Here is a 23,985-nt window from a genome sequence, read left to right as displayed (position 1 = left end):
CACCGCGTTGGCTGTCGGCTTCCCGCCGGCAACAGGCGCGCAGCGGTTTCTTGTCTACCTGTTCAATTATACAGATAGTTTCCACGGAAGGTTTCAGGGCGTCCGCCGATCGGCCCTGCGGGCAGTAGGAGGACAGGCGTGGGGGCAGCGTAGTTGAACGGGCCCGGACGCCTCGCCGCCGCGGGCCGTGAACCGCGAGCGGCCGATTCCACTTGATGCAGGGCGGGACTCGAAGGGGGCCCGCCGGGCGCCTATGCCGCCTCGGCGCCCGAACCTGCCTGCGCGTCGCTGCGTACGATGACGCCGATCACGTCGTTGAAGGCCTCGGTGGAACTTGGGTGGGTGTAGATCGAATCCTGCAGCTGCGTCGCCGTGGTGCCGCTGCGCATCGCGAGGGCAACCACATTGATCATTTCTTGCGAGTCGACGCTGAGCAGCGCGGCGCCGAGAATCAGGTCCGTGTCGAGATCGATGATGAACTTCATGATCCCCCGCGTCTCCTCGACGATGTAGGCCCGCGGCATGGCGAAAATCTCGCCGACGTTCTGGCTGCCCACCTTGATGCGGTGGCCGGCGGCCCGCGCTTCCCTCTCGGTGAGGCCAACCGTCGCGAGTGGCGGTGAAATGAAGAGCGTGCGGGGGACGGAGTGGCGGTCGGCGGTGCTGCGCTTTCCCTCGCCGATCAGCTGGTCGAGCACAATGCGGGCGTCATCGAGTGAGACATAGGTGAACTGAGGTCCGCCGTTGACGTCACCCAGGGCGAAAATGTGGGGCTGGCTTGTCCGGAGGTGCTCATCCACAACGACCGCGCCCCGCGGCGTGGTGCTCACGCCGGCAGCGTCAAGACCGAGGCCCTTCGTTGCCGGTGCGCGGCCGGTCGCAGGGAGGACCGCGTCCGCTTCGACCGTAAACTGCTTGCCGTTGCTCTCGTAGGTGACAACCGCGCCGCCGCCGCCGTTCCGGATTTCGAGCACGTTGGCGTTCGTGACGATGTTGATGCCCTCGTTCTCGAAGATGCTGATGGCGGTCTGGGCGACATCATCGTCCTCACGCCGAAGGATCTGGGATGTCATTTCGAGGATCGTGACCTCGGAGCCGAACGTCCGATAGACGGCGCCGAGTTCAAGGCCCAGGTATCCGCCCCCAATGATGACGAGGTGGGCAGGTAGATCCGTTCGGTGGATGAGGTCGGTGCTCGTGATGACATGGGTGCTGTCCCGGATGCCCTCGATGTTCGGAATGATCGGTTCCGAGCCGGTATTGATCAGGATTGTGTCCCCCGTGACCGTCACCCGGCGGCCGTCGACGTCGACGCTCACGGTGTGCGGGTCGACGAACGTTCCTTTTCCCGTGAGGATCGTCAGGGAATCGTGGGCGTCCAGGACGTCATAATTGATGTCACGGAACGATGAGGTGAGCTGGTGCACGGTGGTCACCGAGCGTCGGTACCAGTCTCCGGGGGAGTCCTCTTCCCGACGATTGTGCGCGTGGTAGACCAGCGCCTTGGTAGGCACGCAGCCGACATTGGGGCAGGTTCCGCCGTACATCAGGGGCGACTGCTCGATGAGGACCACCCGTCTGCCGAGATGCCCGAGCGTCGACGCAGCGGTCTTCCCGCCCTTGCCGAAACCGATCACGATGACGTCCGCGGCGATGGTGCTCGGTGTGGTGTCCATGCTCCAAGGATGGTCCTGTGCTGGACCTGGACACCAGCACAATGCAGCTTATTACTGCCCGGACTGCTACCTCGAGGCTGAGGGTGCGGCGGGCCCTCAGGGTCAATCCACCTGGAATTTGAACCCACGGTGCGATCCGACGAACCCTAGTCGTTCGTAGAAGCGGTGGGCATCCTCACGTTCCTGGTCGGAGGTGAGCTGTACGAGGGAGGCCCCGGTTGCTGCTGCCGCCGTCGTGGTGACCCAGCGCATCACCGCCGAACCAATGCCGCTGGAGCGTTCGATGCTGCGGACGCGCACGGCTTCCACCAGAAGCCGGGTGGCGCCGCGGCGGGAGAGACCGGGAATGCGGGTGAGCTGCATTGTGGCGACGGGCTCGCCGGCGTCGTTGACGACAAGGAGGACCTCGTTGGAGGAGTCCGACATCAACTCCTTGAGCGCGGAGCGGTACGCCGCGGTGTCCAATTCCTCGGCCCGGTCTCCCCGGACCGCGCTGATCGGGTCGTCGGCGAGGAGAGAGATGAGCGCGCCGAGGTCACTCTCCGCAACCCGCCGGAGCGTGAACGTTCGATGGTTGGTGCGAAGGACGTCGGGAAGGATCAAGGCTGTGATCACAGCCTCAGCATTCCATGGACAAGGCAATGCCGCTTCCTGCCCAGCGGGACCGATCCGGATGCGGCGGGAACCGCGCGGCGCAGGTAGGCCGGGCGTTATCGGGTACGGGTCATCAGTCTGGAAGGGTCGGCCAGCGGGGTGAAGCCGAATTGGGCATAGAGCCCGTGAGCGTCACCAGTGGACAGGAGGATCCGCTTCAATCCCAGCGCTTCAAGATCATCAATGACACCGGCCGTCAGCATCTTGCCGATTCCTTGTCCCCGTACTTCTGCCGCGACAAACACATCGCAGAGCCAGGCGAACGTGACGCCGTCGGTGATGACACGGCCATATGCGACCTGCTCCCCGGTCTCGGCGTCGTACACGCCGTAGTTCCGGGAAGCATCTATAGCCTCATCCTGGCTCCGGCGGGCCCGGCCCGTGGCCCAGTAGGACTGCTCACTGAGCCACCGGTGGACGCGGCCGCGATCGATCCTGCTGGTAGCCGTCGAAAAGAGATAGCGATTGCTCATGACAACACCCTAGAGGGGCGGGGTGGGCCGCCGGCCTACGTACGGGCCGCTGCCGGTCGTCGGGTCCGTGAGGGAAACCACGACGGAGTGAAGGATGACCCGAATGTGCAGGGGTCGTGGCAGTCCTCTGCATAGACTCGCCAAATGGATACGAGCCGGATGGCGATCGATTGGGATGTCGCACGCGAAAGCAACCGTGCCAACTGGGAAGACCGGGTGCCCCTGCACGAAGAGGCATACGGGATTGAGCAGCTGGATGATCCCAACTACCTGACCCCCGTCGTGCGCACGGACCTGGCGGCGCTCTCACCCCTCCTGCCGGATGGAGCGGTCTCCGGCCTCGATGTGTGTCATCTGCAGTGCCATATCGGTACGGACACGCTTTCGCTGGCGAGGGCAGGCGCCCGGGTCACCGGCGTTGACTTCTCTCCGGCCGCCCTGCGGTCCGCAGCCGGCCTGGCGGATCGGCTCGGCATCGATGCGACGTGGGTCGAAAGCGATGTTCTGGAGGCCCGTGCCGCTGTGACCGGGGACTTCGACCTTGTCTACACCAGCATCGGAACCATCAACTGGTTGCCGGACCTGGGCCGCTGGGCGAGCCAGGTGGCAGCGCTTCTTCGAAATGGAGGATTGTTCTACATCAGGGATGGGCACCCTGCTCTCTACTCCATCGACGAGCACGCAGACGGGTTGCAGCTTCGCTACCCCTACTTCGGCAACGGCCAGGCTCAGCTATGGGACGACGCGACCACGTACGCCGGAGACGGCAAGGTGGAGCACCAGCGGACGTATCAGTGGGCGCATCCCTTGTCCGAGATCATAAACGCACTCATTGGGGCAGGCCTTCAGTTACTTCGTGTCGAGGAGGGCGCAACGCTGCCGTGGAAATTCTCTCCCCGCATGGTCGAGGTGCCCGGCGGTTTCGCCTGGCCAGTAGGCGAGCGCGACCTCGTACCATGCACGTTTACGGTAATTGCGCGGAAGCCATGACTCTTACGCTGCTCCAGCTTGAGCAGGCCTTCCGCCGGTCCTGGAGCGCAGACACGACGTGCCTCGATGCCGCCCACCTCGCGCAGTGGAGGCCGGACGACCCGGCCCGCGGACAGTGCGGGCCAACCGCCCTCGTCATTCAGGACCTTTTAGGCGGCGACCTCCTCATGGCTGATGTCACCGGAGGGGGTGAGGAGGACGAGGTCCACTATTGGAACCGTTTCGCCAGCGGCCTGGAGATCGACCTGACCCGCGAACAGTTTCAACCCCACCGCATGATCGCGGCGCCGCGCGTCGTCGTCCGACCGGCAGGCGGGCCGCGCGCATACGCGGAGGAGTACCGGCTGCTCCGTTCAAGGGTGCTGTCCGCGCTCGCCGACCCAAGGATTCAGTGAGCGATGATCGGCCGACCCCACTAGGTACGGTTCCAGCGCCGTCGCCGATCGTCCGAAGGCGTGCGCGAACGCATTGCGTGATGGCTTGAGGCACCATCCTCTGCGGGCTTACGGTGTGAATTATGTATTTGGAAAACCTCGTCTTCGACGCAGCCGAGCCGCAGCGGCTGGGCAGGTTCTGGGAGGCAGTCATTGGCGGTGAGCGGCTCACCGACGAGTCTGACGCTTTCGAGACGCGGCTGGCGGTCGAGGGAGGGCCGGTGCTGGATCTGTGCTTCCAGCGCGTCACCGAACCTCCTTCCGATGAAACTCCCCGGCTCCACCTGGACCTTGCCGGTGGAGCGCGCGAGGCCGAAGAGGTTGATCGGCTGCTTGCGCTGGGTGCACGACACCTGGACATCGGCCAGGGCGACGTGCCATGGGTGGTACTTGCCGACCCCGAGGGAAATCCCTGCTGCGTCATGGAGGACCGGAGTGCATACGTCGGCACCGGGCCGATTGCAGCGCTTCCGCTGGACTCCGCCGATCCGAATCGCGACCTGGAGTTTTGGTCCTGGCTGACCGGTTGGACCCCGGGGCCCGGAACCTCCCTGCGCCATCCATCGCTGCGGGGGCCTCTCCTTGAGTTGTGCCCCGAGGTGGTTCCCAAGGGACCGGAAAAGAACCGGCTTCACCTCGACATCCGGCTGGAGGTCGGAGACAATCCGGATGCGGTCGCGGCAGGCATCGCGGAACGCGGCGGCCGGGAGCTCCACCCAGGCTGGGGTGACCTGCCGTGGCGCCTCTATGCCGATCCATCGGGCAACGAGCTGTGCGTGCTGCCGGCGCGGTCGTGAGGCACGGCCACACGCACGCTCATCCGGCTCTCGGGCCGGCCGCTCCCCGCCGATTTCGCCGGGACAATCCGATCACCGATACCGCAGGCGCAGGAGCAGCATGAGGATCATGGACACGGCAACCCGGCACCTCGTCTGTCTCACGACGGCGGTGCTCCTGACCTCCTGCACCGGCACGGGGGACAGCCCCGCTCCCGCCGCCACCCCCGGGCCTGACGCACCTGCGTCGACGGCCTCGCCCGCAGCGGCCGTGACGGCAGGACCCTCCGAGCCCGGTCAGACACCAGGCTCGGAGGGTCCCCGGGTGGTCACTGGCGGGCTTGAAGCGCCCTGGTCCGTAGTCCTCCTGGACGGGGTGGCGTTGGTCAGTGAGCGTGACAGCTCCCGGATCCTCGAGATCTCCGCCGACGGCGCGCAGCGCGTCGCCGCGACCATCGAGGGGGTCACGGGCACGGGGGAGGGAGGCCTGCTGGGGCTGGCTGTGGATACTGAGCGGCGACTCTACGTGTATTCCACCGCAGCCGACGGCAACCGCATCCAACGATTCCCCATCACCGGGGCTCCGGGCGCGTTGGAACTTGGCGAAGCCGAAACCATCCTCTCGGGCATCCCAGCGGCGAGGAACCACGACGGCGGGCGCATCGCCTTCGGTCCCGACGGCATGCTGTATGCCACCACCGGAGATGCGGGCCAACCCGATGTCGCACAGGACCGGACATCGTTGGGCGGGAAAATCCTTCGGATGGAAGCGGACGGCAGTGTCCCTGAGGACAATCCATTTCCCGGCTCCCTTGTCTACAGCTACGGCCACCGGAACCCGCAGGGACTCACCTGGGACGACGCCGGCACCCTCTATGCCGCTGAGTTCGGGCAGAACACCTGGGACGAACTGAACGTCATCACACCCGGATCAAACTATGGGTGGCCGCTCGTTGAAGGCATCGCGGGGTCGGAGGCATTCACAGACCCCGTCCAGCAGTGGACACCGGAAACGGCCAGCCCCAGCGGCATCACCCATCTCAACGGGACGATCTACATCGCAAATCTCCGCGGGCGGGTTCTGCGCGCCGTGCCGGTCGAGGACCTCAGCACGTCAATCGAACTTTATGCCGGCGAATACGGTCGGATCCGCGACGTCATCCGCGGGCCCCAGAACACCCTGTGGATCCTCACCAGCAACACTGACGGTCGCGGCAGCCCGAGCGCAGACGACGACCGCCTCATCAGTATTCCACCGGAACTGCCGTAGACCCTGCTTTCCAGTCCTCACCGACTCGACTGACGGCTCACGATCTCATTAATCCAGATCGGAGCAAAAGGTGAGGTGCAGTTCGGCGGGGTCGGGTAGTCCTTCAGCACTTCAAGCCTCTCCCCGATGAGGATTGCGCGGCTTCGGTAGGTCTCGTGTGCAATACCGATCTGCGCCAGGGTGTGGTTCATCGCCCATTGCAACCGGTCGGGAGCCTCTCTCATCTCCGCCTCGATTGTGTCGAGCAGTCCGGGCAGGTCGAGGCCTTCCGGCTTCTTCACCACACGCTCGCTGGTCAGGGCCCATCCAGCGCTGGCGACCAAAGGATCGGCGTCGGCGATCCATTCGACGCGGAGCTGCTCGGCGTACGGACTCACCTTGACCACGTAATTGACGCACCAGTTTTGCACCTTTGGAGCGCCGGCCTCGCGCAGCATTGCGTCCAACTCATCGTGCCCGAACTGCTTCGGCCGGCAGATCAGGAGGGCCAGCAGGCGCGCGGCGGTGTCACCGGTGGCCCATAACCCCTTGGATAGATCATGCTGGGTCTTCAGCCGCTTCGCGATGCCCCGCAGCTTGGTGAGATTCACCCCGTGGTCATCGCCGTGCTTTTCGTTCACCGTGCGCATCCGGGGATCCTCGAGAGAGGCAAGTTCAGCCATCAGCTCGTCCACCGTCATTCCCGTCATCTGTGCCTCCGCCTCTTGTCGTGGCCGCCGAAGGTCGCCCTGAACATCATCTGACACGACGTCCCACAGGCGGTGTTGAAACTGATCGATTCCCGAGCAAGGATCATGCCGAGCATCATGATCTTCACACAGGGAGCGTGGGTGAGTGTCTTCGTGAGGTCCCTCCCTAGTGGCTGTTGGAGCACCGAGCCGGTGGATGCCGGCTGAGCACGAGATCGTGGCCCGGTCTCCGGGGCTAGAAACCGCCGAACCCCGCGAACATTGATAAGAACAGGGCGCAGAAAAACCACACGAACGCTATCGATGCGACGGCTATGCTGCCCCGCCAGGTTTCCTCCTTGAACAGGATGCCGGGTTTCAAGCTCAGAAATATCAGGGCAAGAAAAGGAGCGAAGAGAAGCACTGCAACGGTGACCATAAACGTTTGTGCCCAGAGAGGGGCGTCAACAGAAAACGATTGGTGGATCTTTATTGCAAACCAGAGACCGGCCAGCCCGGCAAACAGCAGGCTCGCCGTCACTGCCATAGTCCGGACAAAAACTACTTTCACAATCAGGCCCCCAACGCTCACAGCGGATTTCTCCAGACGCTACCGGTGGAGAGCCCGCGCAAGGTAATCGCCTGCCTGGAAGGAGCTGGAAGTATCTGCCGCTAATTGCGGACATCGCATTCTGGGGGGTGGCACGGTCAGGGGCGGTCTCCCGGGCGGAGGAATCGTCTTCGTGGCTGACCCCCTAAGGCCCATAGTTTCCGATGATCACACCGGGCGGTTCCCGATGGCGGCATAAAGCAGCATGTCCCGGCGCACTCCGGCGATTTCCTGATGACTTCGGAGGAGTCCCTCGCGTTGAAAGCCGGCGTGGTCCGCGCTGCGGACCGAGGCGGTATTCCAGGGCTCAATATAAAGTTCCACCCGGTGCAGTTCTGGAATGGTCCAGGCGAAATGCAGCAGTGCCTGCAGCGCGCGGGCGGCAATCCGCCGGCCACGCTCTCGGGGGATCACCGCATAACCGGCCTGGGCGCGGCCATTGTTCAACTCCCGCGTCCACAGCCCTATCTGGCCCAAGCAGCGGCTTGTCCCTGCGTCGGCGATAGCAAAGGAGAATCCTGTCCCCTCGCAATGGCGCTGCCGTTGGCGTTCAACCCACGCCAGGGCCTCCTCGTGCGACGCGTGGGCGGGCAGGGTGCCCGTAGTGGGGACGTATGAGTCGCGGGAAAGTTCCACGGCCATTCCGGCGTCCGCGTCACGGAACCGGCGAAGGAGCACGCCGGAGTGCCGCGGATCATCCACGGGCCACTCCGGTAGAGCGAGAGGGGCTTCCACTGTCTCAGCCGTAGTGGGCGGTGATTGTGCGGTCCAATCCATTCAATGTCACGGTCCCGCCGTAAGGCAGGATCCACTGCGGGCGGGTATGGCCGAAGGGAACCCCGACGCAGATGACGGCCTCGGGGTTGTAGCGGGTGATCTCTTCGATGACAGTTTCCCGCTGGGCCGTCCGGAGACGGGAGCGCTCCTCAGCACCGGGCCGGTGCTCGAAGCTGCTGGTGGGAGGCCTTGCGACAAGTACCGCGTCGACGGCGTTGAGGACGCCGCGTTCGCCGAGCGCTCGGACCCACCGTTTCACCCAGTCTGCAGGCGGGAGCTCCTCGCTGGTTTCCAACAGCAAAATGGCCCCGTGGAGGGTCTCGACCGGCGGCAGCTGGTCGGCCAACGCGAGCTGGTCGATGACTTCGAGGCATCCGCCCCAGGTCCTGCCCGACGCAACCCGCTCCGGTCCGGCCCAGCCCCAGGGTTCGGTGGGCTCCCTCTCACCGAACTCGACGAGCGCTCGAGGATCATTCCAGTCCTGGCCGAAGTCCTCGGATTCGCCTGGGTCGGTGATGGTGAGCTCACCGCCGGTCATAAGAGCGGCTTTCAGGGAGGCGAGGTGGACCTCGTCGATGCGTGGACCCGGACCGAGGTGGACCTGGGTGGAGCCGCCGTAGAACCCGCTGATACCGTGCGACCAGAGCCAGTTCAGCAGGTTGGTGTTGTCGCTGTAGCCGAGGAAAATTTTGGGGTCGGCTCGGGCGAGGTCGGCGTTCAGATGCGGGATGACGGTGATCTGATCGTCGCCGCCGACTGTGGCGAGAATGGCGCGGATGGTGGGATCGGCGAAGGCCGCGTTGAGATCGGCCGCGCGGTCCTCGGCGGATGCGCCGAGCCGCCGGGTCGTGGGGAACTCCACGGGTACAAGGCCGGTCGCGGCCGCGAATCGGGTCATGGCCTGTTCGTGGACCGCGGGGGCGAACCCCGGAGCCGCGAAGGACGGCGACAGGATCGCCACCCGATCGTCCTCACGGAGTGCCGATGCCGGTCTGGTGGGTCCCCATATTTCCATCCCGCCAGTCAAGCACACCGGCAATGTTCACGGCTTCAGCCGCGCTGCGGGTGCGCCCGGGCTAAAGGGGCGGACTGAAGCATCGCCGCGCAATCGGTGAGGAACTTCAGCCGACAATCGGGCCGCGCGTCGTCGTTGGCTGGTCAATTGGAGCGGTGGTCCTGTGGGGCCTCTTTGCGCGGGCAGCTATCCGCGAGACCTCGTCAGCCAGGTCAGCGCAAGGCCTGCGAGGGCGGAAACGCCGGCGAAAGATGCTTCGAGGGACAGCCAGAACTCCGGAAGGGCGATCAGCAAGACAAGGAGGGCCACGCCCGCAGTGCAGTCCAGTGCGGCTCGCCAGGGGCGGTGCGAGTAATGGCCGAGCAGGAGCAGCGGCAAGGGCAGGAAAACGAGCAGGTAGGCCCAAGGATTCGTCCAGAAGATCGCCAGGCCGAGAAGCAGGGCGGCGCCGGCCAAGCCGGTGAGCAGTCGCAGGAGTCGGGGGAGAAGGGGAGCGGAGGACCCCGTGCCGGCAGCGTCGATCGAGATGAAGGCCCATGGGGTGAGCGCCGGCACCCACAGGCCGGCCCAGTAGCCTCCGCCGATCGCCCCGACGAGGGCCAAAAGGGTCCCCGGAAGAATAAATACGGCGACAGCCTTAAGAGGGGGTTTGATTCCCAGGACGGATAATCCGACAGCCACATACGTGGCACCGTAGATCAGTCCAAGCCACTTATTGGTATCGGGGCCACCGACCTGAGCGATATGAAAGAGCAGGAACATGCCGATGGTTTGAAGGAACGTCGCACCAACGACCCGGAACTGCACTTCATCGGCTGAAGTTTAGGACGCATTCCGTTCTCCCGGCTCGCCTGTTGATGCATGACGTGTAGCCGGCCCCATGCGGTCATCATTCCACGCGCCGCTCAAATAAGAGCCCCCGACATCTCGGTCCTCACGCATCAGATCGATGTGGGAAGGCACCGGAGGCAGCAGGGAGTGACTCGGACAGTTCCCGGTCGTCGAGGATGCGCGTCAGCGTACATTTCCCCAGCGTGCTCATTCCTGGATTCGACCGCTGGTAGTACCAGACCAACCCCATCGCCTGCTGGAAGGCCCATGCTGCCCCGCGCCGCCACTCAAGATCGGAGCAGGCCAGCTCCCGGCGAAACCAGACCCGGCACTCTGCATCGAGCAGGTGCCATCCAGCGACAAGATCGAGTGACGGGTCAGCAGGAGCGAAACCGCCTCCATCGAGGACCCCGACCAGCCTCTCGCCGTCGACCAGGAGGTTCCCGGGAATCAGGTCACCGTGCGTCATGACGTCGGCGCCGGCGGGCGGCAGGATTCGAAATTCAGCCCAAATGGCACGGAGCCGATCGACCGGAAGGAGGCCCCCGCTCTCGCGGAAACAAGTGTCCATCCAGTCATCGGAGTCCCGCAGATTTCCGCCGCGGCCGGTACCCGCGAAGTGGCGCCCTTCGGAGTCGGCGGTTCGCAGCGCGTGCACGAGGTCCGCGAGGTCGTGTGCAAACGCGCTGGAGTTGGCCAGACCGCCGGGTGTTGCCACGCGCCCGGGTAACCAGGTCTGCACCGACCACGGCAGTGGGTAGCCGTGGCCCGGAGCGCCCTCGGCAACGCGCACGGGCGTTGGAAACGGACAACAGGCGGTCAGCCCGCGCATGGCTGAGGCCTCACGCGCCAGTTCGGCCCGCATGGCGGCCGGGCGAGTGGATCGAAGAGGGAAGCGCGCAGTGAGATCGGTGCCGATCCGATAGATGGCGTTGACCGTCCCGTCCGTCCGGATGCGGCGGATCTGCTTGTGGCGCCAGTTGGGGAACTGCTGGACGATCAGCCTGCAGGCTGTTTCATCGTCGAGGAACAACTGGTCATCGTGCATCACCATGGAGGCGACACTAGCCGATCCCCGGGCGGAATCCGCCGCCCGTTCCGCTGGCCGACCGGGATCTTCTCGGGGTGCGGCGGATCCACACTAATGAGCAGAAGCGTGGTCAGTCGCGGCGGTTCAGCGCAGGATCAAGTTCGGGTGGGGTGAAGCCCATCCCAGCGCTGCGTACCCCTCGACGTCGTAGCCGTCCGGGGCAAGCATCACTTCAACGTCCGGGGTGGTGACCCCGACTGCGGGCGTACGTGCGCCTTCGATGTAGCCACCGCAACCGATGATTGCCTGGCCATCCTGATCGATGACAAGGCAGATGGACCGCTCGAACTCATCGGCGGGCCGGGCGATGTAATAGGAACGTCCGTCCTGCTCGGCCAGGAAGCGCATGGTGTCCAGGGCGACGATGCCCTCGGTGTCGAGGGGTGCGGGCTGGTCCTTATGGATGGGCGCATTCTCAAGCACCGAGAATGCGGGGGTCGCACTGCAGCCGGCCAGAACCCAGACGAGTGCAAGGGCCGCTAGCGCCTGTACCGGTCCGTGCTCATTCATCAATCTCCCCGTTGATATCTCCGATTCGCCCGCGCCTTCCCGATACCCAATCGCACCGGCGCCGGTTCGACCCAATCACGGCCGCAGCACTTGGGAAACCGGCGGGCGGCTCAAATCGGTCATCGTTACGGGATCGCAACCGGCCGATGAAGTACCGCCCTGGGTTAGTGGATTTCGCGGAGATCTATCCCGCGTCTGCAGATTATTGAAAACAGGGATGCAAAAAAGGCAGTGAATTGGGGCGAATACCGAGTCGCATGCGTCCCTCCACCAATAAGAATGCCGTTATTGCTTGTTTCGGTGACACATGTGACCTACATTGAGCGGACAGCGACCGCAGGTATCAGAAGTATCTTTCGTCTGGCGCCTTTGAATACCCGGTCAGCGGATCACACTGTTTCGTTCTTGTGGGGGCCCGCACGCTGCGCCTTCGGGGATGGCCCGGGGGATACTACGTGTTTCAGGAGACGCGCATACATGATCACCAATAAAAAATGGGTTGCAACGGGATCAACGGCTACCCTTATCGCCGGCGGGCTGTTCTTCGGAGCTCCGGCGGCTTCCGCCGCACCGGGCGATGCTGCCTGCCTGCAGGCCTCCGTCCAGTTCAACGCGGCTTTGAATGCTGCGGGGATCGACGTGGCATTCGTCAACCAGCTTGAGGTCGCTACCGCGGCTGTGGTTGCTGCCGGCGAAACCCTCGCCACTGTCACCGCGTCGCTGAATGTCGAGGGGCTGGCTGTTGAGGCCGAGACCACCGCATCGGCCGCTGCGGAGGCTCAGCGCCTGGTTATTGAGGCCGAGGTCGCGATTGAGGCCGCGGTGCAAGCTGCGATCCTTGCCGATCTTGACGGCGACGGGGACCCGGAGAACGATCCGGCTGTCATCGCAGCGCGCGCGGCGCTGATCCCGCTGGCTGAGCAGGAAAGGATTGCGGCCGAGGCCGCGGTTGCTGCGAAGGCCGCCTACGCTGCCGTGCAGGTGAACGCGGAACTGGTGTCCGCACAGGCCGCTTTCGACGCGGCCGTGGTCCAGGCGGATGCCCTCATTGCACAGCTCAGCGGCGACGAAGCCCTCGCAGCGGAACTCATTGCTCTGTTCAAGGCGTTCCTGGCCGCGTGTGACGCCGGTGCCATCGGAGTCACACCGGTTGTCAACCCCACCGTACCGGTGACGGTCATCCCCACCCCCACCGGCACGAACAAGGGCATGAACGTCCAGACCGCCGCCGCAACCGAGGACAACAGCGCAGCCCTCGCCCTCATTGCGGGGCTGCTGGCCGCCGGCGTCGCAGTTCCGGTGGCCATGGCCGCGCGGATGCGTCGACTCGAGCGCGCACAGCGCTAGTTCGCCGGGCTGTCCCGGCGCGGACCGCGGTCCTCACACCGTGATCCCGCGCCGGGACAAATCACCACTCCGCGCCCTGCCCTCTACAGCTAGCACTAAGCCCGGCCCAGTCGACGAAGTCCGGCGCTATTCCATTCTTCAAGCCCAAGCTGTGGCCTGTGTTTGGCGTCATCCCCGGGCCTCTTCGGCATCGCACAAAGTTCTCGAAGGTGAGTGAAACTTTTCGGGGCTGGGCGGACACCACACGGTTTGGGGGATATGAATTCTGACGACGGCGCACTGTGGTCGCGCAGCCTGGCCGGTGATGGCGAGGCGTTCGGTGTGCTGTTCGACCGCCACCGCGACCGGGTGTACCGGCACGCCTACCGGCTTGCACAGAACCGGCCCGACGCCGAGGACGTGAGCGCCGCGGCGTTCTTGGAACTATGGCGCCAGCGGATTAGGGTGCGCCTGGTGGAGTGCTCGGTCCTGCCGTGGCTGCTGGTCACCACCACGAACTGCGCCCTGAACGTCCGACGTTCCAGACGGCGCTACGAGGCCCTGCTGAAGAGTCTTCCGCACGCACCGCCCGCCGCGGACCCGGGGGATATCTTCTTGAGCGACAACCCTTTCCAAGGCGTCGACGGGCCCCTCGCCTCCGCGTTGCGGGCGCTCAAACCCGTGGACCTGCAGCTCATCACCCTGGTCGTACTCGAGGGCTACGACCTCGCGTCGGCGGCCGGAATCCTGGGGCTGGGACCGGAGGCCGCGAAAACCAGGCTGCACCGGGCCCGGCATCGACTCCGGGAGCACCTGCCCGGCCTCCCCGCACCCCGACAGCTCACGCTCTCGGAGGAGGGTTAATGATGAACCTCGACAGGATGAACGACACCTTCGCCCAGAAACTGAGAAGCGCCCTGGTCAAGCAGGTCAACGCGTCCTCACCGGCCCGTGCGCGGCGGCGCCGCTGGTGGGTCGGGGCGGGTATTTTCGCCGGCGTCGGGCTGGTCGGGGGAGTGGGGGCGGCCACCGCCGGGTTCTTCGTGGAGCCCGGTGCGGACATCGTCACCGAGGTCGCGGCCCGGCCGAGGGAGTCCACACGGGAACGCAGACAGTGGATCTGGGTCCGGCTCCGGAGGGGGCGACCCATATCTCCATGGAGCTGTCGTGCCTGAGCGCCGGCACCCTGTATGCGGAGGGCGGGGCTTCCATGACTTGTAGCCCCAATGGAATGGACGGGTGGGGCGGATTCACCATCGACTTGAAGCCTGGGAAGGACTCGACCGAGATCCGCACGAGCACCCCGGAAGTGCGCTATCGCCTGAGGGCCACGTATGTGAACCAGACGCCCACCGAATGGGCGGTCAATGAGAACGGGGATACCTACGGTGCTCCCAATGACAGGGGCGAGCCGGACCTGCTCTCCGTCATCGCTACCAATGGAAAATTCGGCTACTCGTACGCGCGTGAACTGGATGAGGCATCGGGCGAGACTGCCGCGGAAAAGTTCACCGGCCCGGAGGACGCCCTGGTCTGGCAGGAAGCGCGGCTGGGGAAGTCCTTCGCTGTGCCGGTTTACGAGGCGGACGGCGAGACAGTGATCGGTGAGTTCGTCATTGAGGGCCCGCCGGATATGAGGGAGGACCCCTAGGAACCTCGCCCATCGCCGCAGAGCCGTCATGCTCGTCTATGCTGTCCGGTGACCCCTGTCATGCGGTATGTAAGGTGCGGGGTGATTATTCCGGTAAATCCATACCGAGCCCTGATCCAGTGGGGTGCAGCCGGGTCACTACAAGGAGGTATTGACGGTGGATCAGTTCACTGCAGGCAGGTCAGACAACGTGCTGTATCTGAGGTGGACGTCCGGCATCCAGATCACCCACCCAGCCGCCGTCAAAGCCGCGCGCGAGCTGGAGGTGCTGAGCGCAGGGGACAACCTGCCCCTGATTGTGGAAATGGGCGGCATCGACGGACTGACGCTTCAGGCGCGCCTGGGCATGAATGCCTACCGCGGCTTCGCCAGGGTAGCGCTCATCGGAGACGGCCCGGTCGATGAAGTGCTCGCGGGCTTCGCCTATGCCTCCCCGACGAGCACCCGCTACTTCACGTCGGAGGCTGATGCCCTCCAGTGGATTCAGGAGGCTGAGGTGAATCCCCAGCAGGAGCCGGCTGCCTGACAGACAAGTCCAGCGGTGCTTTCGCGGCCGATCTGCAAGCCAATTTATCGGATGCTTTCCAGCGACTATTGGTACACCTGCCCGGGAACGCAGCGGCGAATGCCGCACTTTTGAGGCGCTAGCCGGTGCCTTGGCGACGTTCAGCTATGTCCAGTGGTGTGCAGACATTCGGCATGCTACTGGCGGTGCATAGCCGGTATCTTCCCGGGCGGATGCTGTCCGGGATGATGAGGGTGTCCGGACCCGGTCCGGCGATTCCAATGTCCTCCCAGCCTCTGCCCTCGCCGTCGTCGACCGACCACCAGAGCGGGGAGCCGGAGCCTTCGTAGGCCCCGGTCGTGGCGCTCAGGAAGTATCGGGCATGCCAGATGTCGCCGTACTGTTCCTCCAAGACCCAGGCGATGCCGCGTTCGGTTTCCTGAGGGAATCGGATGCGGATGGTCTGTCCGGGGTTGGCCGGGGAAGTCGAGATATCGAGAAGCTCCGGACGCATCTGCGCCGAGGGGTCATGCGCCCCAGGCCCTTCGGCCCCTGCCGGGCCGCAACCCGCCAGCAGCACGCCGAGGAGGATCACAGCAGCTGCTGAGAGCAACTGCTTCAGCCGCGGTTTGGCAGGGTATCCGTTCACGGAATCGACCTCCTTGACGGATGCTACTCGAAGAGAGGTATGGCCGACGGATTCAGGGGATGACGGATCAGCACCTATTCAATCTGGGCCGCCTCAGTGTCCCCACCGGAGAAGCGGAAGCACCGGATCACGACCACGATGACGCCGAAGGCAATGAGGGGGTGAGGAACAGGGCAAGTAAACCAGCCTCGCCCGGAACCGAGGGCATCAGGTTGTGATTGGTGCGGTCAGTGGCCGGCGCCTAGGTTGCCGCCGAGGCGTTCGCGCATGAGGGTGCTGGCGTCGTTCAGACCGACGATCTCCACGTTCTTGCCGTGCTGGTGGTACTTCTCGGTGATTGCATCCAGTGCCGCGATCGTCGAGGCGTCCCAGAGATGGGAAGCGTGCATGTCGATGATGATGTGCCCGGGGTCCAGGGCGTAGGCGAACTGGGTGTAGAGGTCGTTGGAGGAGGCGAAGAACAGTTCGCCGTTCACGACGTAGGTGGCCGTTTCGCGGCCTCCGATGTTCTGGACGGTCCGTTCGACGGTGACGAAGTGTGCCACTCGGCGGGCGAACAGGACCATGGCCACGAGTACGCCGACGCCCACGCCGATAGCGAGGTTGTGGGTGGCGACGGTGACGATCACAGTGGCGGCCATGACCGCAGTTTCACTCTTGGGCATCCGTTTCAGGGTGGAGGGCCGGACACTGTGCCAGTCAAAGGTCGCGACGGAAACGAAAATCATCACGGCCACAAGTGCGGCCATGGGGATCAGGGAGACGATACCTCCCAGGACGACGACGAGGATGAGCAGGAAGATGCCGGCGAGGAAGGTGGAGATCCGGGTGCGGGCCCCAGAGGCTTTGACGTTGATCATTGTCTGGCCGATCATCGCGCAGCCGCCCATGCCGCCGGTGAAGCCAGTGACGATATTGGCCACGCCCTGGCCCCAGGCCTCGCGGGTCTTATGGGAGCGGGTGTCGGTGACGTCGTCGACGAGCTTGGCTGTCATAAGCGACTCGAGCAGTCCCACGAAGGCCATAGCGAGGGCGAAGGGGAAGATGACCTGTAGGGTCTCGAGGCTGAACGGCACGTTCGGGATGAACAGGGTCGGTAGGGAATCGGGGAGGTCGCCCTTGTCTCCCACGGTCGGGACTGCGACGGCGGCGACGACGGTGATCAGCGTCAGAACCACGATGGCGACGAGCGGTGCCGGAACGGCCTTGGTGAGCTTCGGCAGGCCGAAGACGATGACCAGGGCCAAGGCCGCAAGCGGGTAGACCAGCCACGGTACGCCCAGGAGCTCGGGGACCTGGGACATGAAGATCAAAATGGCCAGGGCGTTGACGAAGCCCACCATGACCGAGCGTGGAATGAACCGCATGAGTCTGGCGACCCCGGAGATTGCCAGAATTATCTGGAAGATTCCGGCGAGGATGACGGCGGCGATGAAGTAGTCCACCCCGTGGGACTTCACCAGCGGAGCGATGACCAGGGCGATGGCGCCGGTGGCTGCGGAAATCATGGCGGGGCGCCCACCGACGAACGCGATGGTGACCGCCATGGTGAAGGAAGCGAAAAGTCCGATCCGCGGGTCGACGCCGGCGATGATCGAGAAGGCAATTGCTTCCGGGATCAGGGCCAGGGCGACGACGAGGCCGGCGAGGACTTCTGTCTTCAACCGGCGGGGCGACCTCAAGGTGTTCCGCACGGATTGGAGCTGTTCGGGGGTGTACGCCGGGGCGTGTTCGCTCGTTGTGGTGGCCATTCCTGGCTCCGATCATGGTCAAGAAGGCACGCGTGTGCGGCTTCGTTTGTGCTAATGACTGAGGGGCGCAGCGCCGCGCCGAGAAGAGGGGGAGCTGGTTCTCAAGCTCTCACCCCGCCACCAACCCTAACCTAACGTAATGGTAGAGTTGAAATCCGAACAGGACGGAGGCGCTGATGACGGCCAGGACGAGCAACACCAACACCATGCACATCGGAGAACTCGCCGAACGCACTGGCCTGTCCCTGCGGACTATCCGCCACTACGACGACGTGGGGCTGCTTCCTGCAACAGCACGCACGGAGGGCGGCTTCAGGGTGTTCTCCGATGCGGATTACGAACGCCTCCGGGCCATTATGCAAATGAAACCGCTCGGGTTCACCCTTGAGGAAATGGCCGAAATCCTTGACCTCCTGGCGGACCCCAACGGGACGGCCCCTGAAGGATCGGGGGCGCTGGCTGAATTTCTCGAGAGAGCCGTCCATCAGCGGGACAAGATGGCCCGAAACCTGACCCAGGCCGATGAGTTCATCCTCCGGCTGCGCGACCGGGCCTGAACCACCAATCGCTTGCCTCGCTGCCACTGCACTGCCGGGCGGCGGGGTCATCAGCGGGTCAGCGCGTGGATCTGGCCGTCGGACAAGGATCGGTCAGCGTACAAGAGCATTGTCGCCGTCGGGTCGGGATCATGGTTGTCCGGTCCCTGCCACACCTGATGGAGCCCCGCCCGCTCGACTGCCCTAGACGATCGTGCGTTGCGCGCGGCCACGACAGCCATGATGGGCAGGTCGGGTCGCACGGCCTGTGCCCGGGCCATACCGGCCGCGGCAATCTCCTGGGCGTACCCGCGGCCCCAGTTCTGTGGCCGCATGCTGAAGGACAGGTTCCAGGCGGTGTTGGCGTAGAGGCTGCATCCGCCGATACCGACCAGTTCACCCGCTGAGGGGCCAAGCACGTGCCGTAGCACCCATAGCCCCTGCCCGTGCTGGCGCCATTCCGCGATCCGCCGCTGGAGAACTGTCCTGGTGTGTGTGATGGAGGGGTGGGCAAGCATTGGGTCAGCCTCCGCGAGGCGAGGGTCCGAGTACATCTCGAACAGCTCGTCAGCATCGTCAGGAGTGGGTCTGCACAATGCCAGCCGCCCGCTTCGGGTTTGCGCATCTCGGGCATCAGGACGCACGCTGATTCCTGCCCCCGTCTCTTTTTCAAACATTCGTCCAGTATCCCCGGCGCAAGCCAACACCGACCTACGGCATGGGCTCTGTCGCGTGCCCTCATCCAGTACGCCGAAGTCGAACTGTCCCGTGCCAACGGTTCAACGCGGGAACAGGCTTACTTCCCGTTTACGTTTCCGCGGTGCAGGACGAGGTTACCTCCCGGAGGGCTGGGTTTCGCTGCTCCGCTGCAGTTCCGGCGCGAGGACCCGGATGACGACCGCAGCACCGATCAGGGTGGTGCCCATGGGGATTATCGCCCACCGGATCAGGCCTGTGAGGAGCTCCACTGCTCCGACACCGATAGCTGCCGAAGGGCCTACCGCCTCGGCAAGGAGCCCGAGCAGCTGCGGGAGCAGCACGAGTACGAATCCACCGGCGACAATCAGGGCAATTCCCCACTGAATGCACTTCTTAGCTGCTGATTCCATTATTTCCCCCAAATCAAAAGCAATCGTGTGTTCGCCGAGTGTAGTCATCGAACGGGCGGCGGCGCGACCACCACCATCAGGCCGAGACAATCCTGTTCGACTTCAATGGGCAACCTCCGCGATTCGGCTAGCCGATTCTTACGTCGTCAATCAACCACCGGATAACATCTGTTCCGAGCCCCTCGTCTTGGTGATCGCCCCTCTGGAAAGCCTCCATCACCCTTAGCCACACCGCCCATTGAACCCAGTCGATGACGTTTTTCGTCTCGGCCTACGTAATCCACAGACGATCTTCGGTGCTGCCTGGGAGCCATCCGCGAGCCCCATAACAAAGGCGAGGACCACCTTCGATGTTTACGAACTGCGCGATCAGGAAATCATGAGCCACCTCGGCTGTGATCAGTCTCAGCCCAGAAGGTTTGGCTCAAATCCAAACACTTCGCGGGTTGCTTCGAGATAGTCCTCCTGAAGTCGCCGTGAATATGGACTGTCTTCCTAACCGGTTCGGGCCGTGGCACGCTTGTGAGGACCTGGGGGCGATATGGAAAACGTGATGAGGGAACGAGGCAGGCTGTCAGTGGTGAAGCTGTCGCTTCTGGGGCCACCTATAGCGTTTTCTTGGTACATCGCAGTCTGGGTCGTCATCCGGGAGTACATCTATAGGTTTCATCGTTCGGCGCCCCAGTACTGCGAGAAGTTCCACCTGCCGGATGGTTGGGACTCATACCTCACCGGCATTTACACGTGGACGGGCACCGATACGGGGTGGCCGCTGGGGGTGAAGTGCGCCTTTTCGGAGGTTGGACAGGGTACTCTCACGGTGACCGACCATTTCCTCGTTGCCAATATCTTGGCTCTTACTCCAGCGGCCGTGGTGGTTCTCCTCCTCGGATTCAAGATCCTTAGGCGGCGGAAATGAGCCCGCCGATACAACATACTCGCACTGGGCTTCGGCTCGAGTCACCGCTGATCCGCGATCCGAGAAGAAATCGTCCCGGTTGTTCAACTGAGCCGAAGATGCTTATCAGAAACTCCAGGGACTGGATCCCGCCGCGAACCGAGGTGGCGAATGCGCCCGACGGTCCTCGCGCATGGACGTACCGGATTGAGGCCGGCAGTCGCCCGAAGGCGGGTCAGCGCGTGATGGTGAGCGGCCTGCGCGGCTCCGCACAGGATGCCCGCTCCACACCCACAGTGCCTCGTGCTCGGTTGTTCCTGCCGGTGTCGTCGCACCAGTCAACCTTGTGTGGGGTCGCGGTTATGACGGCTTCTCCGACCGCCATCTGGGCCGGGACGCGGAAGGTGTAGGTGAACGCGCCGGCATCGGTCATCGGAGCTGTCACATTGATGACTTCGACACCTTGATCATCGGTGATGATTACCTGAATTTGAGCGTTCTCGCCGTACCGGGGATCACAGTCAGCCCCTTGTGCTGCGACTGTGACCATCTCTCCCTGCTTCGCGTCGGTTGGAGTGACAGAGTAGTCGGGCGGGAAGCAGGGCGGGTCGGCGACTATGTACGACGAGCATCCGCTGGCGGCGGTGATTAGCGCAGCTCCAACCACGGAGGAAAGGGCGAACCGCCCGTCCGTCCTGCTGCTCGAACAGCCGAGTTGGAACTTCATGACCCCTATTGTGGTGCCGATCGCTCGATGTTCTCCCGACAACCGGAATTCGTTCCCGTACCGTTGCGCTACCTGCGGGCCGGTGGATGCTTCATCTGGGTTATTGTTCTTGGACTGCCCAGGGGGGTGGGAAAAACCGGGGGAGACCATGCGATCGCGAATTCTGTTGTGCTGTGCCGTTGCTGCCACCATGTTCCTTGCGGGATGTTGTGTTGCTGCCGACCCGCCGGCGCGGTCGGCCTCTCCTGAGTCCAGCGCGCCCGTGCAGGCATCACCGGAGTCTGGGCAGCGTGAGGGCGATGCGTCCGGCAGGACGATGGCGGGGGAGCCATCCCGGTTCATCGGTCAGGAGGACATGGCTGCGAACAGACTGAGGGCCATTGAGGAATTTCCCGAAGAGCTGCCGGACGGTTTCTCATGGTCGACCGAATCAGTCGGCGCTGTCTCCACAGATCAGGACGTTGTGATCGAAGAGGGAGTTGAGGATGTCGCTGTCGCAGATTATTGGCTCTGTGCGTGGATGGCGGAATACATTCGCGCCGTCGATTCCGGTGATGCCGGACGGGAGGAGGGTGCCCTGGCCCAGATCGAGAAGTACACGTCCCTGCCGATCATTGAGACCGCGCATCAGAACCCCGAAGTTTTTGAGGCATCGGTGGTAGAGACGGCCCGCCGCGGCGAGACGGCGAATCTGCGGGAGTTCTTCAAGTCCTGCCGGGTTCAGGAGAATGCAGCCGCTCGCTAGTTCTGTGGCCGGGGCGCAAGCCTCGAGGCGGTTCGCTCGGACGCAGTGAGGGGTGGAACCCGGTCGTCATGACCTAAATTCCAGACTCATTCCTTCAGCAGCACTATGCTTATCGCTCGCCGAGATCGGCCGGGGCCCGCCGGGGTATCCCGGAACTGTGCGACCAACCTGCCGAACTGGTGAAGCATCTCGTCGAGCTCGTCGTCGGACAGATACATGACGGTCTGCCGGTAGGTGAGCCTGTCCGCTACTGGATCGACGCGCCCGTCGCCATCGGCGTGCGCCTCCAGATAACGGTCGAAACCGGCAAGGAGGCCAGCCACAAAGGTGAGAAAGCCCCTTCTGTGCTGATCCGCTGTCATTCGCCGCAGCTCGCTCACGTCGACCTCCGCGGCAGCCTGAACGAGCCGGTAGGTACGTTCGACAGCCCCCCGGACCTTCCGTTCGGTCACGACTTGAAGGACCTGGCCCTCTACCAGAACCGACACCTGCCGGTACAGCGTGGCCGCCGGCACATCGGGCAGGAGCTCGCCCAGCTGCGCCGTTGTCAGCGCCCTGTCTCCTAGGAGGGCTTGGACAACCCGAAGACGGACCGGGTGGAGGAGCAGTTCGGCGGATCCCATGGCCGAACATTATCAGTGTTGACAATGTTCTCATAGACGATAACGTTGACACATGACCACTCCGATCCCTCAAGAAGGGCGCCTGCGGCTCCGCCTCCCTGTCGGCGCCGCAGGTCCACTCGCAACTGTGGCGCCTGTCATGGAAGCTCCGCGTCAGCTGCGGCCACTTCAGACGCGAACAGGGTCCTGAGAGTGATGGTCTCGACTAAAGGACAGCGGCGCGGCGTCGCGGCCCGAAGCGTTCGACTCCCGCTGCTCCGGCCGAACCGAGGCACCCCACTGGCCCCGCCCGCGCGCTCGTCGCCCGATGCCCTTTCCGCCACGATCACCGGCCCCGACGGTGCGCCGACGTGCGTCCTCCTGCACGCAGCCGGCACGACGAGCTGGATGTGGCAGGGCCTGGTCGGTCGGCTAGAGGGAGCTGTCCGCCTGGTCACGGTCGACCTACCCGGTCATGGCCACAACGCCTCTCGGCCCTGGGTATCGATCGACGACACGGTCCTCGCCCTAACCCAGATCATCGATGAGACGACGGTTGACGGTACCGCCCACGTCGTGGGGCTGTCACTGGGCGGTTACCTCGCTCTCGAGATTTCGGCCGCGCACCCGGAAAGGGTGTTGAGTGCCTTGGTCAGTGGCGTTAACGTACTCCCTTTCCCACGCCCCAGGTTAATGCGCGCCGCCGGTCACCTGATGGCACCCTTCATCCGCAGCGGGGTGATGCTGCGCGCCAATGCGCGGTCGCTGGCTGTACCCCGAGAGGACTACCAAGGCTACGTCGCCGCCGCCCGGTCCATGGCCAAGGGCACATTCACCGCGATCGGCGAGGAACTCATGAACTATAGGCTGCCGGCCGCCGCAGCCACCTGTCCCACCCGGGTCCTCGCCACCGCCGGTGCGAACGAACACCCTCTCATCCTTGAGTCACTCACGGAAATTGCCGCCGCTTTCTCCCATGCGCAAGCACGAATCGCACCCGCGGTCGGACATGCGTGGAACGGCCAAAGCCCAGACCTCTTCGCCCAGACCGTATTGGCACACATCACTTCACAGCCACTGCCAGCGCAGCTCGCGGCCGCCCCCTGACCTGGCAGGAAAACCGCGCCTGCCGGACATACCTCGCGACACCTGACCGCATTGCATCGCACGGCAATTGTGTCGAGCGCCACATGATGTCCCGAAATACTCCCACCCCTCATGGATACCCTCCCAGTCTTGCGGGCGGATCCGGAAGGATTTCGACGACCCGGAAGCGCTCGAGGACCACAGGGGTGTCGTCGTCCACCGTGAACCCCGGATCACCAAGGAAGTCCCGCATGCTCTGGCTGTGCCAGAAGGATTCATGATCGTTCCTCCACTGCTGGAGGTCTGGATGCCCTTCGCCCTCGCAGGAAGCATGCGCCCAGGAAACCGATCCAAGCAGGACCTGCTCAACGGCGGCCGTTTCAATAACCGCCACCGGCCGCGCCATTGAGTCGATGACCAGGTGGCGCCCGCCTACCGATGGCAGGAGCTCATCCTCCATGTCGTACTCGATGCGAAGCGAGGTGGTGGTGGTTTTGCGTCCGGCGAGGACCGCGGCAACGAGCTTGTCACGCAGCGGCCCGGGGAACGCGAACTCGGCGACCGGCAGCGGCGGGGAACCATCCATGGTCTTCACTATGTCAGCAACGCGGCGGTGGGTGATCCTT

Annotated in this window: 30 protein-coding genes; 13 read left to right on the top strand and 17 right to left on the bottom strand. The window is 64.1% G+C overall.

The window, feature by feature from the left end; translation table 11 throughout:
* Window positions 1-251: 251 nt before the first annotated feature.
* The 3 genes from GVV77_RS04080 to GVV77_RS04070 all read right to left on the bottom strand — a co-directional run bounded on the left by GVV77_RS04080 (window position 252) and on the right by GVV77_RS04070 (window position 2,803).
* The gene (locus GVV77_RS04080; protein WP_159616607.1) at window positions 252-1,676 is read right to left on the bottom strand and encodes a dihydrolipoyl dehydrogenase family protein; all 1,425 of its coding nucleotides are present in this window, start codon (window positions 1,674-1,676) and stop codon (window positions 252-254) included.
* Window positions 1,677-1,778: 102 nt separating this feature from the next.
* On the bottom strand, window positions 1,779-2,291 hold the full coding sequence (locus GVV77_RS04075; RefSeq protein ID WP_159616605.1) for a GNAT family N-acetyltransferase: 513 nt from the start codon (window positions 2,289-2,291) through the stop codon (window positions 1,779-1,781).
* A 95-nt stretch (window positions 2,292-2,386) separates the two neighbouring features.
* Complete coding sequence (locus GVV77_RS04070; protein WP_159616603.1) at window positions 2,387-2,803, bottom strand: GNAT family N-acetyltransferase; 417 nt, start codon at window positions 2,801-2,803, stop codon at window positions 2,387-2,389.
* Window positions 2,804-2,947: 144 nt separating this feature from the next.
* On the opposite strand from GVV77_RS04070, the gene GVV77_RS04065 reads away from it, so the two are divergent.
* The 4 genes from GVV77_RS04065 (at window position 2,948) to GVV77_RS04050 (ending at window position 6,273) form a co-directional block, all read left to right on the top strand.
* Window positions 2,948-3,793 (top strand): class I SAM-dependent methyltransferase, encoded by an 846-nt coding sequence (locus GVV77_RS04065; protein ID WP_159616601.1) that lies wholly within the window; start codon window positions 2,948-2,950, stop codon window positions 3,791-3,793.
* Entirely contained in the window at window positions 3,790-4,188 is a 399-nt protein-coding gene (locus GVV77_RS04060) for a YunG family protein (protein ID WP_159616599.1), read from the top strand. The genes GVV77_RS04065 and GVV77_RS04060 overlap by 4 nt, the downstream gene beginning before the upstream one ends.
* 122 nt (window positions 4,189-4,310) lie before the next feature.
* Entirely contained in the window at window positions 4,311-5,024 is a 714-nt protein-coding gene (locus GVV77_RS04055) for a VOC family protein (protein WP_159616597.1), read from the top strand.
* Window positions 5,025-5,133: 109 nt separating this feature from the next.
* On the top strand, window positions 5,134-6,273 hold the full coding sequence (locus GVV77_RS04050) for a PQQ-dependent sugar dehydrogenase (protein WP_159616595.1): 1,140 nt from the start codon (window positions 5,134-5,136) through the stop codon (window positions 6,271-6,273).
* Between the two features lie 17 nt (window positions 6,274-6,290).
* On the opposite strand, the gene GVV77_RS04045 is transcribed toward GVV77_RS04050, so the two are convergent.
* From GVV77_RS04045 to GVV77_RS04015, 7 genes are all read right to left on the bottom strand, one after another.
* Window positions 6,291-6,962, bottom strand: a complete 672-nt coding sequence (locus GVV77_RS04045; protein WP_159616593.1) for a DNA alkylation repair protein — start codon at window positions 6,960-6,962, stop codon at window positions 6,291-6,293.
* Between the two features lie 235 nt (window positions 6,963-7,197).
* Window positions 7,198-7,533: a hypothetical protein gene (locus GVV77_RS04040; protein ID WP_159616591.1), complete on the bottom strand. Its 336-nt coding sequence runs from the start codon at window positions 7,531-7,533 to the stop codon at window positions 7,198-7,200.
* 186 nt (window positions 7,534-7,719) lie between these two features.
* A complete protein-coding gene (locus GVV77_RS04035) occupies window positions 7,720-8,328 on the bottom strand; it encodes a GNAT family N-acetyltransferase (RefSeq protein WP_159616589.1) in 609 nt (202 codons plus the stop codon).
* Window positions 8,291-9,343: a S66 family peptidase gene (locus GVV77_RS04030; RefSeq protein ID WP_159616587.1), complete on the bottom strand. Its 1,053-nt coding sequence runs from the start codon at window positions 9,341-9,343 to the stop codon at window positions 8,291-8,293. Before GVV77_RS04030 ends, GVV77_RS04035 begins: the two co-directional genes overlap by 38 nt.
* Window positions 9,344-9,529: 186 nt before the next feature.
* A complete protein-coding gene (locus tag GVV77_RS04025) occupies window positions 9,530-10,150 on the bottom strand; it encodes a hypothetical protein (protein ID WP_159616585.1) in 621 nt (206 codons plus the stop codon).
* A 127-nt stretch (window positions 10,151-10,277) separates the two neighbouring features.
* On the bottom strand, window positions 10,278-11,228 hold the full coding sequence (locus GVV77_RS04020; protein ID WP_159616583.1) for an aminoglycoside phosphotransferase family protein: 951 nt from the start codon (window positions 11,226-11,228) through the stop codon (window positions 10,278-10,280).
* A gap of 120 nt (window positions 11,229-11,348) precedes the next feature.
* Entirely contained in the window at window positions 11,349-11,774 is a 426-nt protein-coding gene (locus GVV77_RS04015; protein WP_159616581.1) for a hypothetical protein, read from the bottom strand.
* Window positions 11,775-12,251: 477 nt separating this feature from the next.
* On the opposite strand from GVV77_RS04015, the gene GVV77_RS04010 reads away from it, so the two are divergent.
* From GVV77_RS04010 to GVV77_RS03990, 5 genes are all read left to right on the top strand, one after another.
* Window positions 12,252-13,121, top strand: a complete 870-nt coding sequence (locus tag GVV77_RS04010; protein ID WP_159616579.1) for a hypothetical protein — start codon at window positions 12,252-12,254, stop codon at window positions 13,119-13,121.
* Window positions 13,122-13,379: 258 nt separating this feature from the next.
* The gene (locus GVV77_RS04005; RefSeq protein WP_159616577.1) at window positions 13,380-13,964 is read left to right on the top strand and encodes an RNA polymerase sigma factor; all 585 of its coding nucleotides are present in this window, start codon (window positions 13,380-13,382) and stop codon (window positions 13,962-13,964) included.
* Window positions 13,964-14,275, top strand: a complete 312-nt coding sequence (locus GVV77_RS04000; RefSeq protein ID WP_159616575.1) for a hypothetical protein — start codon at window positions 13,964-13,966, stop codon at window positions 14,273-14,275. Before GVV77_RS04005 ends, GVV77_RS04000 begins: the two co-directional genes overlap by 1 nt.
* Window positions 14,257-14,751 carry a hypothetical protein gene (locus GVV77_RS03995; protein ID WP_159616573.1) on the top strand — a complete coding sequence of 165 codons (495 nt, stop codon included), beginning with the start codon at window positions 14,257-14,259 and terminating at the stop codon, window positions 14,749-14,751. Before GVV77_RS04000 ends, GVV77_RS03995 begins: the two co-directional genes overlap by 19 nt.
* Before the next feature lie 157 nt (window positions 14,752-14,908).
* Window positions 14,909-15,277 (top strand): DUF7793 family protein, encoded by a 369-nt coding sequence (locus GVV77_RS03990; RefSeq protein ID WP_159616571.1) that lies wholly within the window; start codon window positions 14,909-14,911, stop codon window positions 15,275-15,277.
* 118 nt (window positions 15,278-15,395) lie between these two features.
* Here the strand turns inward: GVV77_RS03990 and GVV77_RS03985 are convergent, their stop codons facing one another.
* Both GVV77_RS03985 and GVV77_RS03980 read right to left on the bottom strand, forming a co-directional pair.
* Entirely contained in the window at window positions 15,396-15,905 is a 510-nt protein-coding gene (locus GVV77_RS03985; protein ID WP_159616569.1) for a hypothetical protein, read from the bottom strand.
* A 227-nt stretch (window positions 15,906-16,132) separates the two neighbouring features.
* Window positions 16,133-17,656 carry a SulP family inorganic anion transporter gene (locus GVV77_RS03980; protein WP_159616567.1) on the bottom strand — a complete coding sequence of 508 codons (1,524 nt, stop codon included), beginning with the start codon at window positions 17,654-17,656 and terminating at the stop codon, window positions 16,133-16,135.
* Between the two features lie 176 nt (window positions 17,657-17,832).
* Between GVV77_RS03980 and GVV77_RS03975 the strand changes: the two genes are divergently transcribed.
* On the top strand, window positions 17,833-18,213 hold the full coding sequence (locus GVV77_RS03975; protein WP_159616565.1) for a MerR family transcriptional regulator: 381 nt from the start codon (window positions 17,833-17,835) through the stop codon (window positions 18,211-18,213).
* 50 nt (window positions 18,214-18,263) lie between these two features.
* On the opposite strand, the gene GVV77_RS03970 is transcribed toward GVV77_RS03975, so the two are convergent.
* Window positions 18,264-18,869: a GNAT family N-acetyltransferase gene (locus GVV77_RS03970; RefSeq protein ID WP_159616563.1), complete on the bottom strand. Its 606-nt coding sequence runs from the start codon at window positions 18,867-18,869 to the stop codon at window positions 18,264-18,266.
* 156 nt (window positions 18,870-19,025) lie between these two features.
* Window positions 19,026-19,301: a hypothetical protein gene (locus GVV77_RS03965; protein WP_159616561.1), complete on the bottom strand. Its 276-nt coding sequence runs from the start codon at window positions 19,299-19,301 to the stop codon at window positions 19,026-19,028.
* A gap of 541 nt (window positions 19,302-19,842) precedes the next feature.
* Here GVV77_RS03965 and GVV77_RS03960 point away from each other — a divergent pair.
* A complete protein-coding gene (locus tag GVV77_RS03960; RefSeq protein ID WP_159616559.1) occupies window positions 19,843-20,220 on the top strand; it encodes a hypothetical protein in 378 nt (125 codons plus the stop codon).
* Window positions 20,221-20,434: 214 nt separating this feature from the next.
* Here GVV77_RS03960 and GVV77_RS18270 read toward each other — a convergent pair whose 3' ends face one another.
* Window positions 20,435-20,926, bottom strand: a complete 492-nt coding sequence (locus GVV77_RS18270; protein ID WP_246199626.1) for a hypothetical protein — start codon at window positions 20,924-20,926, stop codon at window positions 20,435-20,437.
* 355 nt (window positions 20,927-21,281) lie between these two features.
* On the opposite strand from GVV77_RS18270, the gene GVV77_RS03950 reads away from it, so the two are divergent.
* A complete protein-coding gene (locus GVV77_RS03950; RefSeq protein ID WP_159616557.1) occupies window positions 21,282-21,671 on the top strand; it encodes a hypothetical protein in 390 nt (129 codons plus the stop codon).
* Between the two features lie 86 nt (window positions 21,672-21,757).
* Here the strand turns inward: GVV77_RS03950 and GVV77_RS03945 are convergent, their stop codons facing one another.
* A complete protein-coding gene (locus GVV77_RS03945) occupies window positions 21,758-22,294 on the bottom strand; it encodes a helix-turn-helix domain-containing protein (RefSeq protein WP_159616555.1) in 537 nt (178 codons plus the stop codon).
* Window positions 22,295-22,489: 195 nt separating this feature from the next.
* Between GVV77_RS03945 and GVV77_RS03940 the strand changes: the two genes are divergently transcribed.
* Window positions 22,490-23,380, top strand: a complete 891-nt coding sequence (locus GVV77_RS03940) for an alpha/beta fold hydrolase (RefSeq protein ID WP_246199652.1) — start codon at window positions 22,490-22,492, stop codon at window positions 23,378-23,380.
* A gap of 109 nt (window positions 23,381-23,489) precedes the next feature.
* On the opposite strand, the gene GVV77_RS03935 is transcribed toward GVV77_RS03940, so the two are convergent.
* Window positions 23,490-23,945 carry an ASCH domain-containing protein gene (locus GVV77_RS03935; protein ID WP_159616551.1) on the bottom strand — a complete coding sequence of 152 codons (456 nt, stop codon included), beginning with the start codon at window positions 23,943-23,945 and terminating at the stop codon, window positions 23,490-23,492.
* Window positions 23,946-23,985 lie beyond the last annotated feature (40 nt).

Origin of the sequence: Arthrobacter zhaoguopingii (genome assembly GCF_009828605.1) — a bacterium.
Taxonomy (GTDB): Bacteria; Actinomycetota; Actinomycetes; order Actinomycetales; family Micrococcaceae; genus Arthrobacter_D; species Arthrobacter_D zhaoguopingii.
The sequence above is the reverse complement of the archived record's forward strand: the minus strand, read 5'-3'. Positions and strand labels throughout refer to the sequence as shown.

What these genes read in the sequence shown, in the direction of transcription:
- GVV77_RS03950 (WP_159616557.1), top strand. Translation starts at nt 21,282, where the DNA reads ATGGCTGCGAACAGACTGAGGGCCATTGAGGAATTTCCCGAAGAGCTG.
- GVV77_RS04050 (WP_159616595.1), top strand. Translation starts at nt 5,134, where the DNA reads ATGGACACGGCAACCCGGCACCTCGTCTGTCTCACGACGGCGGTGCTC.
- GVV77_RS03970 (WP_159616563.1), bottom strand. Translation starts at nt 18,869, where the DNA reads ATGTTTGAAAAAGAGACGGGGGCAGGAATCAGCGTGCGTCCTGATGCC.
- GVV77_RS04055 (WP_159616597.1), top strand. Translation starts at nt 4,311, where the DNA reads ATGTATTTGGAAAACCTCGTCTTCGACGCAGCCGAGCCGCAGCGGCTG.
- GVV77_RS04080 (WP_159616607.1), bottom strand. Translation starts at nt 1,676, where the DNA reads ATGGACACCACACCGAGCACCATCGCCGCGGACGTCATCGTGATCGGT.
- GVV77_RS04030 (WP_159616587.1), bottom strand. Translation starts at nt 9,343, where the DNA reads ATGGAAATATGGGGACCCACCAGACCGGCATCGGCACTCCGTGAGGAC.
- GVV77_RS04035 (WP_159616589.1), bottom strand. Translation starts at nt 8,328, where the DNA reads ATGGATTGGACCGCACAATCACCGCCCACTACGGCTGAGACAGTGGAA.
- GVV77_RS04020 (WP_159616583.1), bottom strand. Translation starts at nt 11,228, where the DNA reads ATGGTGATGCACGATGACCAGTTGTTCCTCGACGATGAAACAGCCTGC.
- GVV77_RS04070 (WP_159616603.1), bottom strand. Translation starts at nt 2,803, where the DNA reads ATGAGCAATCGCTATCTCTTTTCGACGGCTACCAGCAGGATCGATCGC.
- GVV77_RS04015 (WP_159616581.1), bottom strand. Translation starts at nt 11,774, where the DNA reads ATGAATGAGCACGGACCGGTACAGGCGCTAGCGGCCCTTGCACTCGTC.
- GVV77_RS03965 (WP_159616561.1), bottom strand. Translation starts at nt 19,301, where the DNA reads ATGGAATCAGCAGCTAAGAAGTGCATTCAGTGGGGAATTGCCCTGATT.
- GVV77_RS03975 (WP_159616565.1), top strand. Translation starts at nt 17,833, where the DNA reads ATGACGGCCAGGACGAGCAACACCAACACCATGCACATCGGAGAACTC.
- GVV77_RS03945 (WP_159616555.1), bottom strand. Translation starts at nt 22,294, where the DNA reads ATGGGATCCGCCGAACTGCTCCTCCACCCGGTCCGTCTTCGGGTTGTC.
- GVV77_RS03980 (WP_159616567.1), bottom strand. Translation starts at nt 17,656, where the DNA reads ATGGCCACCACAACGAGCGAACACGCCCCGGCGTACACCCCCGAACAG.
- GVV77_RS04060 (WP_159616599.1), top strand. Translation starts at nt 3,790, where the DNA reads ATGACTCTTACGCTGCTCCAGCTTGAGCAGGCCTTCCGCCGGTCCTGG.
- GVV77_RS04010 (WP_159616579.1), top strand. Translation starts at nt 12,252, where the DNA reads ATGATCACCAATAAAAAATGGGTTGCAACGGGATCAACGGCTACCCTT.
- GVV77_RS03935 (WP_159616551.1), bottom strand. Translation starts at nt 23,945, where the DNA reads ATGGATGGTTCCCCGCCGCTGCCGGTCGCCGAGTTCGCGTTCCCCGGG.
- GVV77_RS18270 (WP_246199626.1), bottom strand. Translation starts at nt 20,926, where the DNA reads ATGAAGTTCCAACTCGGCTGTTCGAGCAGCAGGACGGACGGGCGGTTC.
- GVV77_RS03940 (WP_246199652.1), top strand. Translation starts at nt 22,490, where the DNA reads ATGGTCTCGACTAAAGGACAGCGGCGCGGCGTCGCGGCCCGAAGCGTT.
- GVV77_RS04065 (WP_159616601.1), top strand. Translation starts at nt 2,948, where the DNA reads ATGGATACGAGCCGGATGGCGATCGATTGGGATGTCGCACGCGAAAGC.
- GVV77_RS03995 (WP_159616573.1), top strand. Translation starts at nt 14,257, where the DNA reads ATGGAGCTGTCGTGCCTGAGCGCCGGCACCCTGTATGCGGAGGGCGGG.
- GVV77_RS04000 (WP_159616575.1), top strand. Translation starts at nt 13,964, where the DNA reads ATGATGAACCTCGACAGGATGAACGACACCTTCGCCCAGAAACTGAGA.
- GVV77_RS04045 (WP_159616593.1), bottom strand. Translation starts at nt 6,962, where the DNA reads ATGACGGGAATGACGGTGGACGAGCTGATGGCTGAACTTGCCTCTCTC.
- GVV77_RS03960 (WP_159616559.1), top strand. Translation starts at nt 19,843, where the DNA reads ATGGAAAACGTGATGAGGGAACGAGGCAGGCTGTCAGTGGTGAAGCTG.
- GVV77_RS04005 (WP_159616577.1), top strand. Translation starts at nt 13,380, where the DNA reads ATGAATTCTGACGACGGCGCACTGTGGTCGCGCAGCCTGGCCGGTGAT.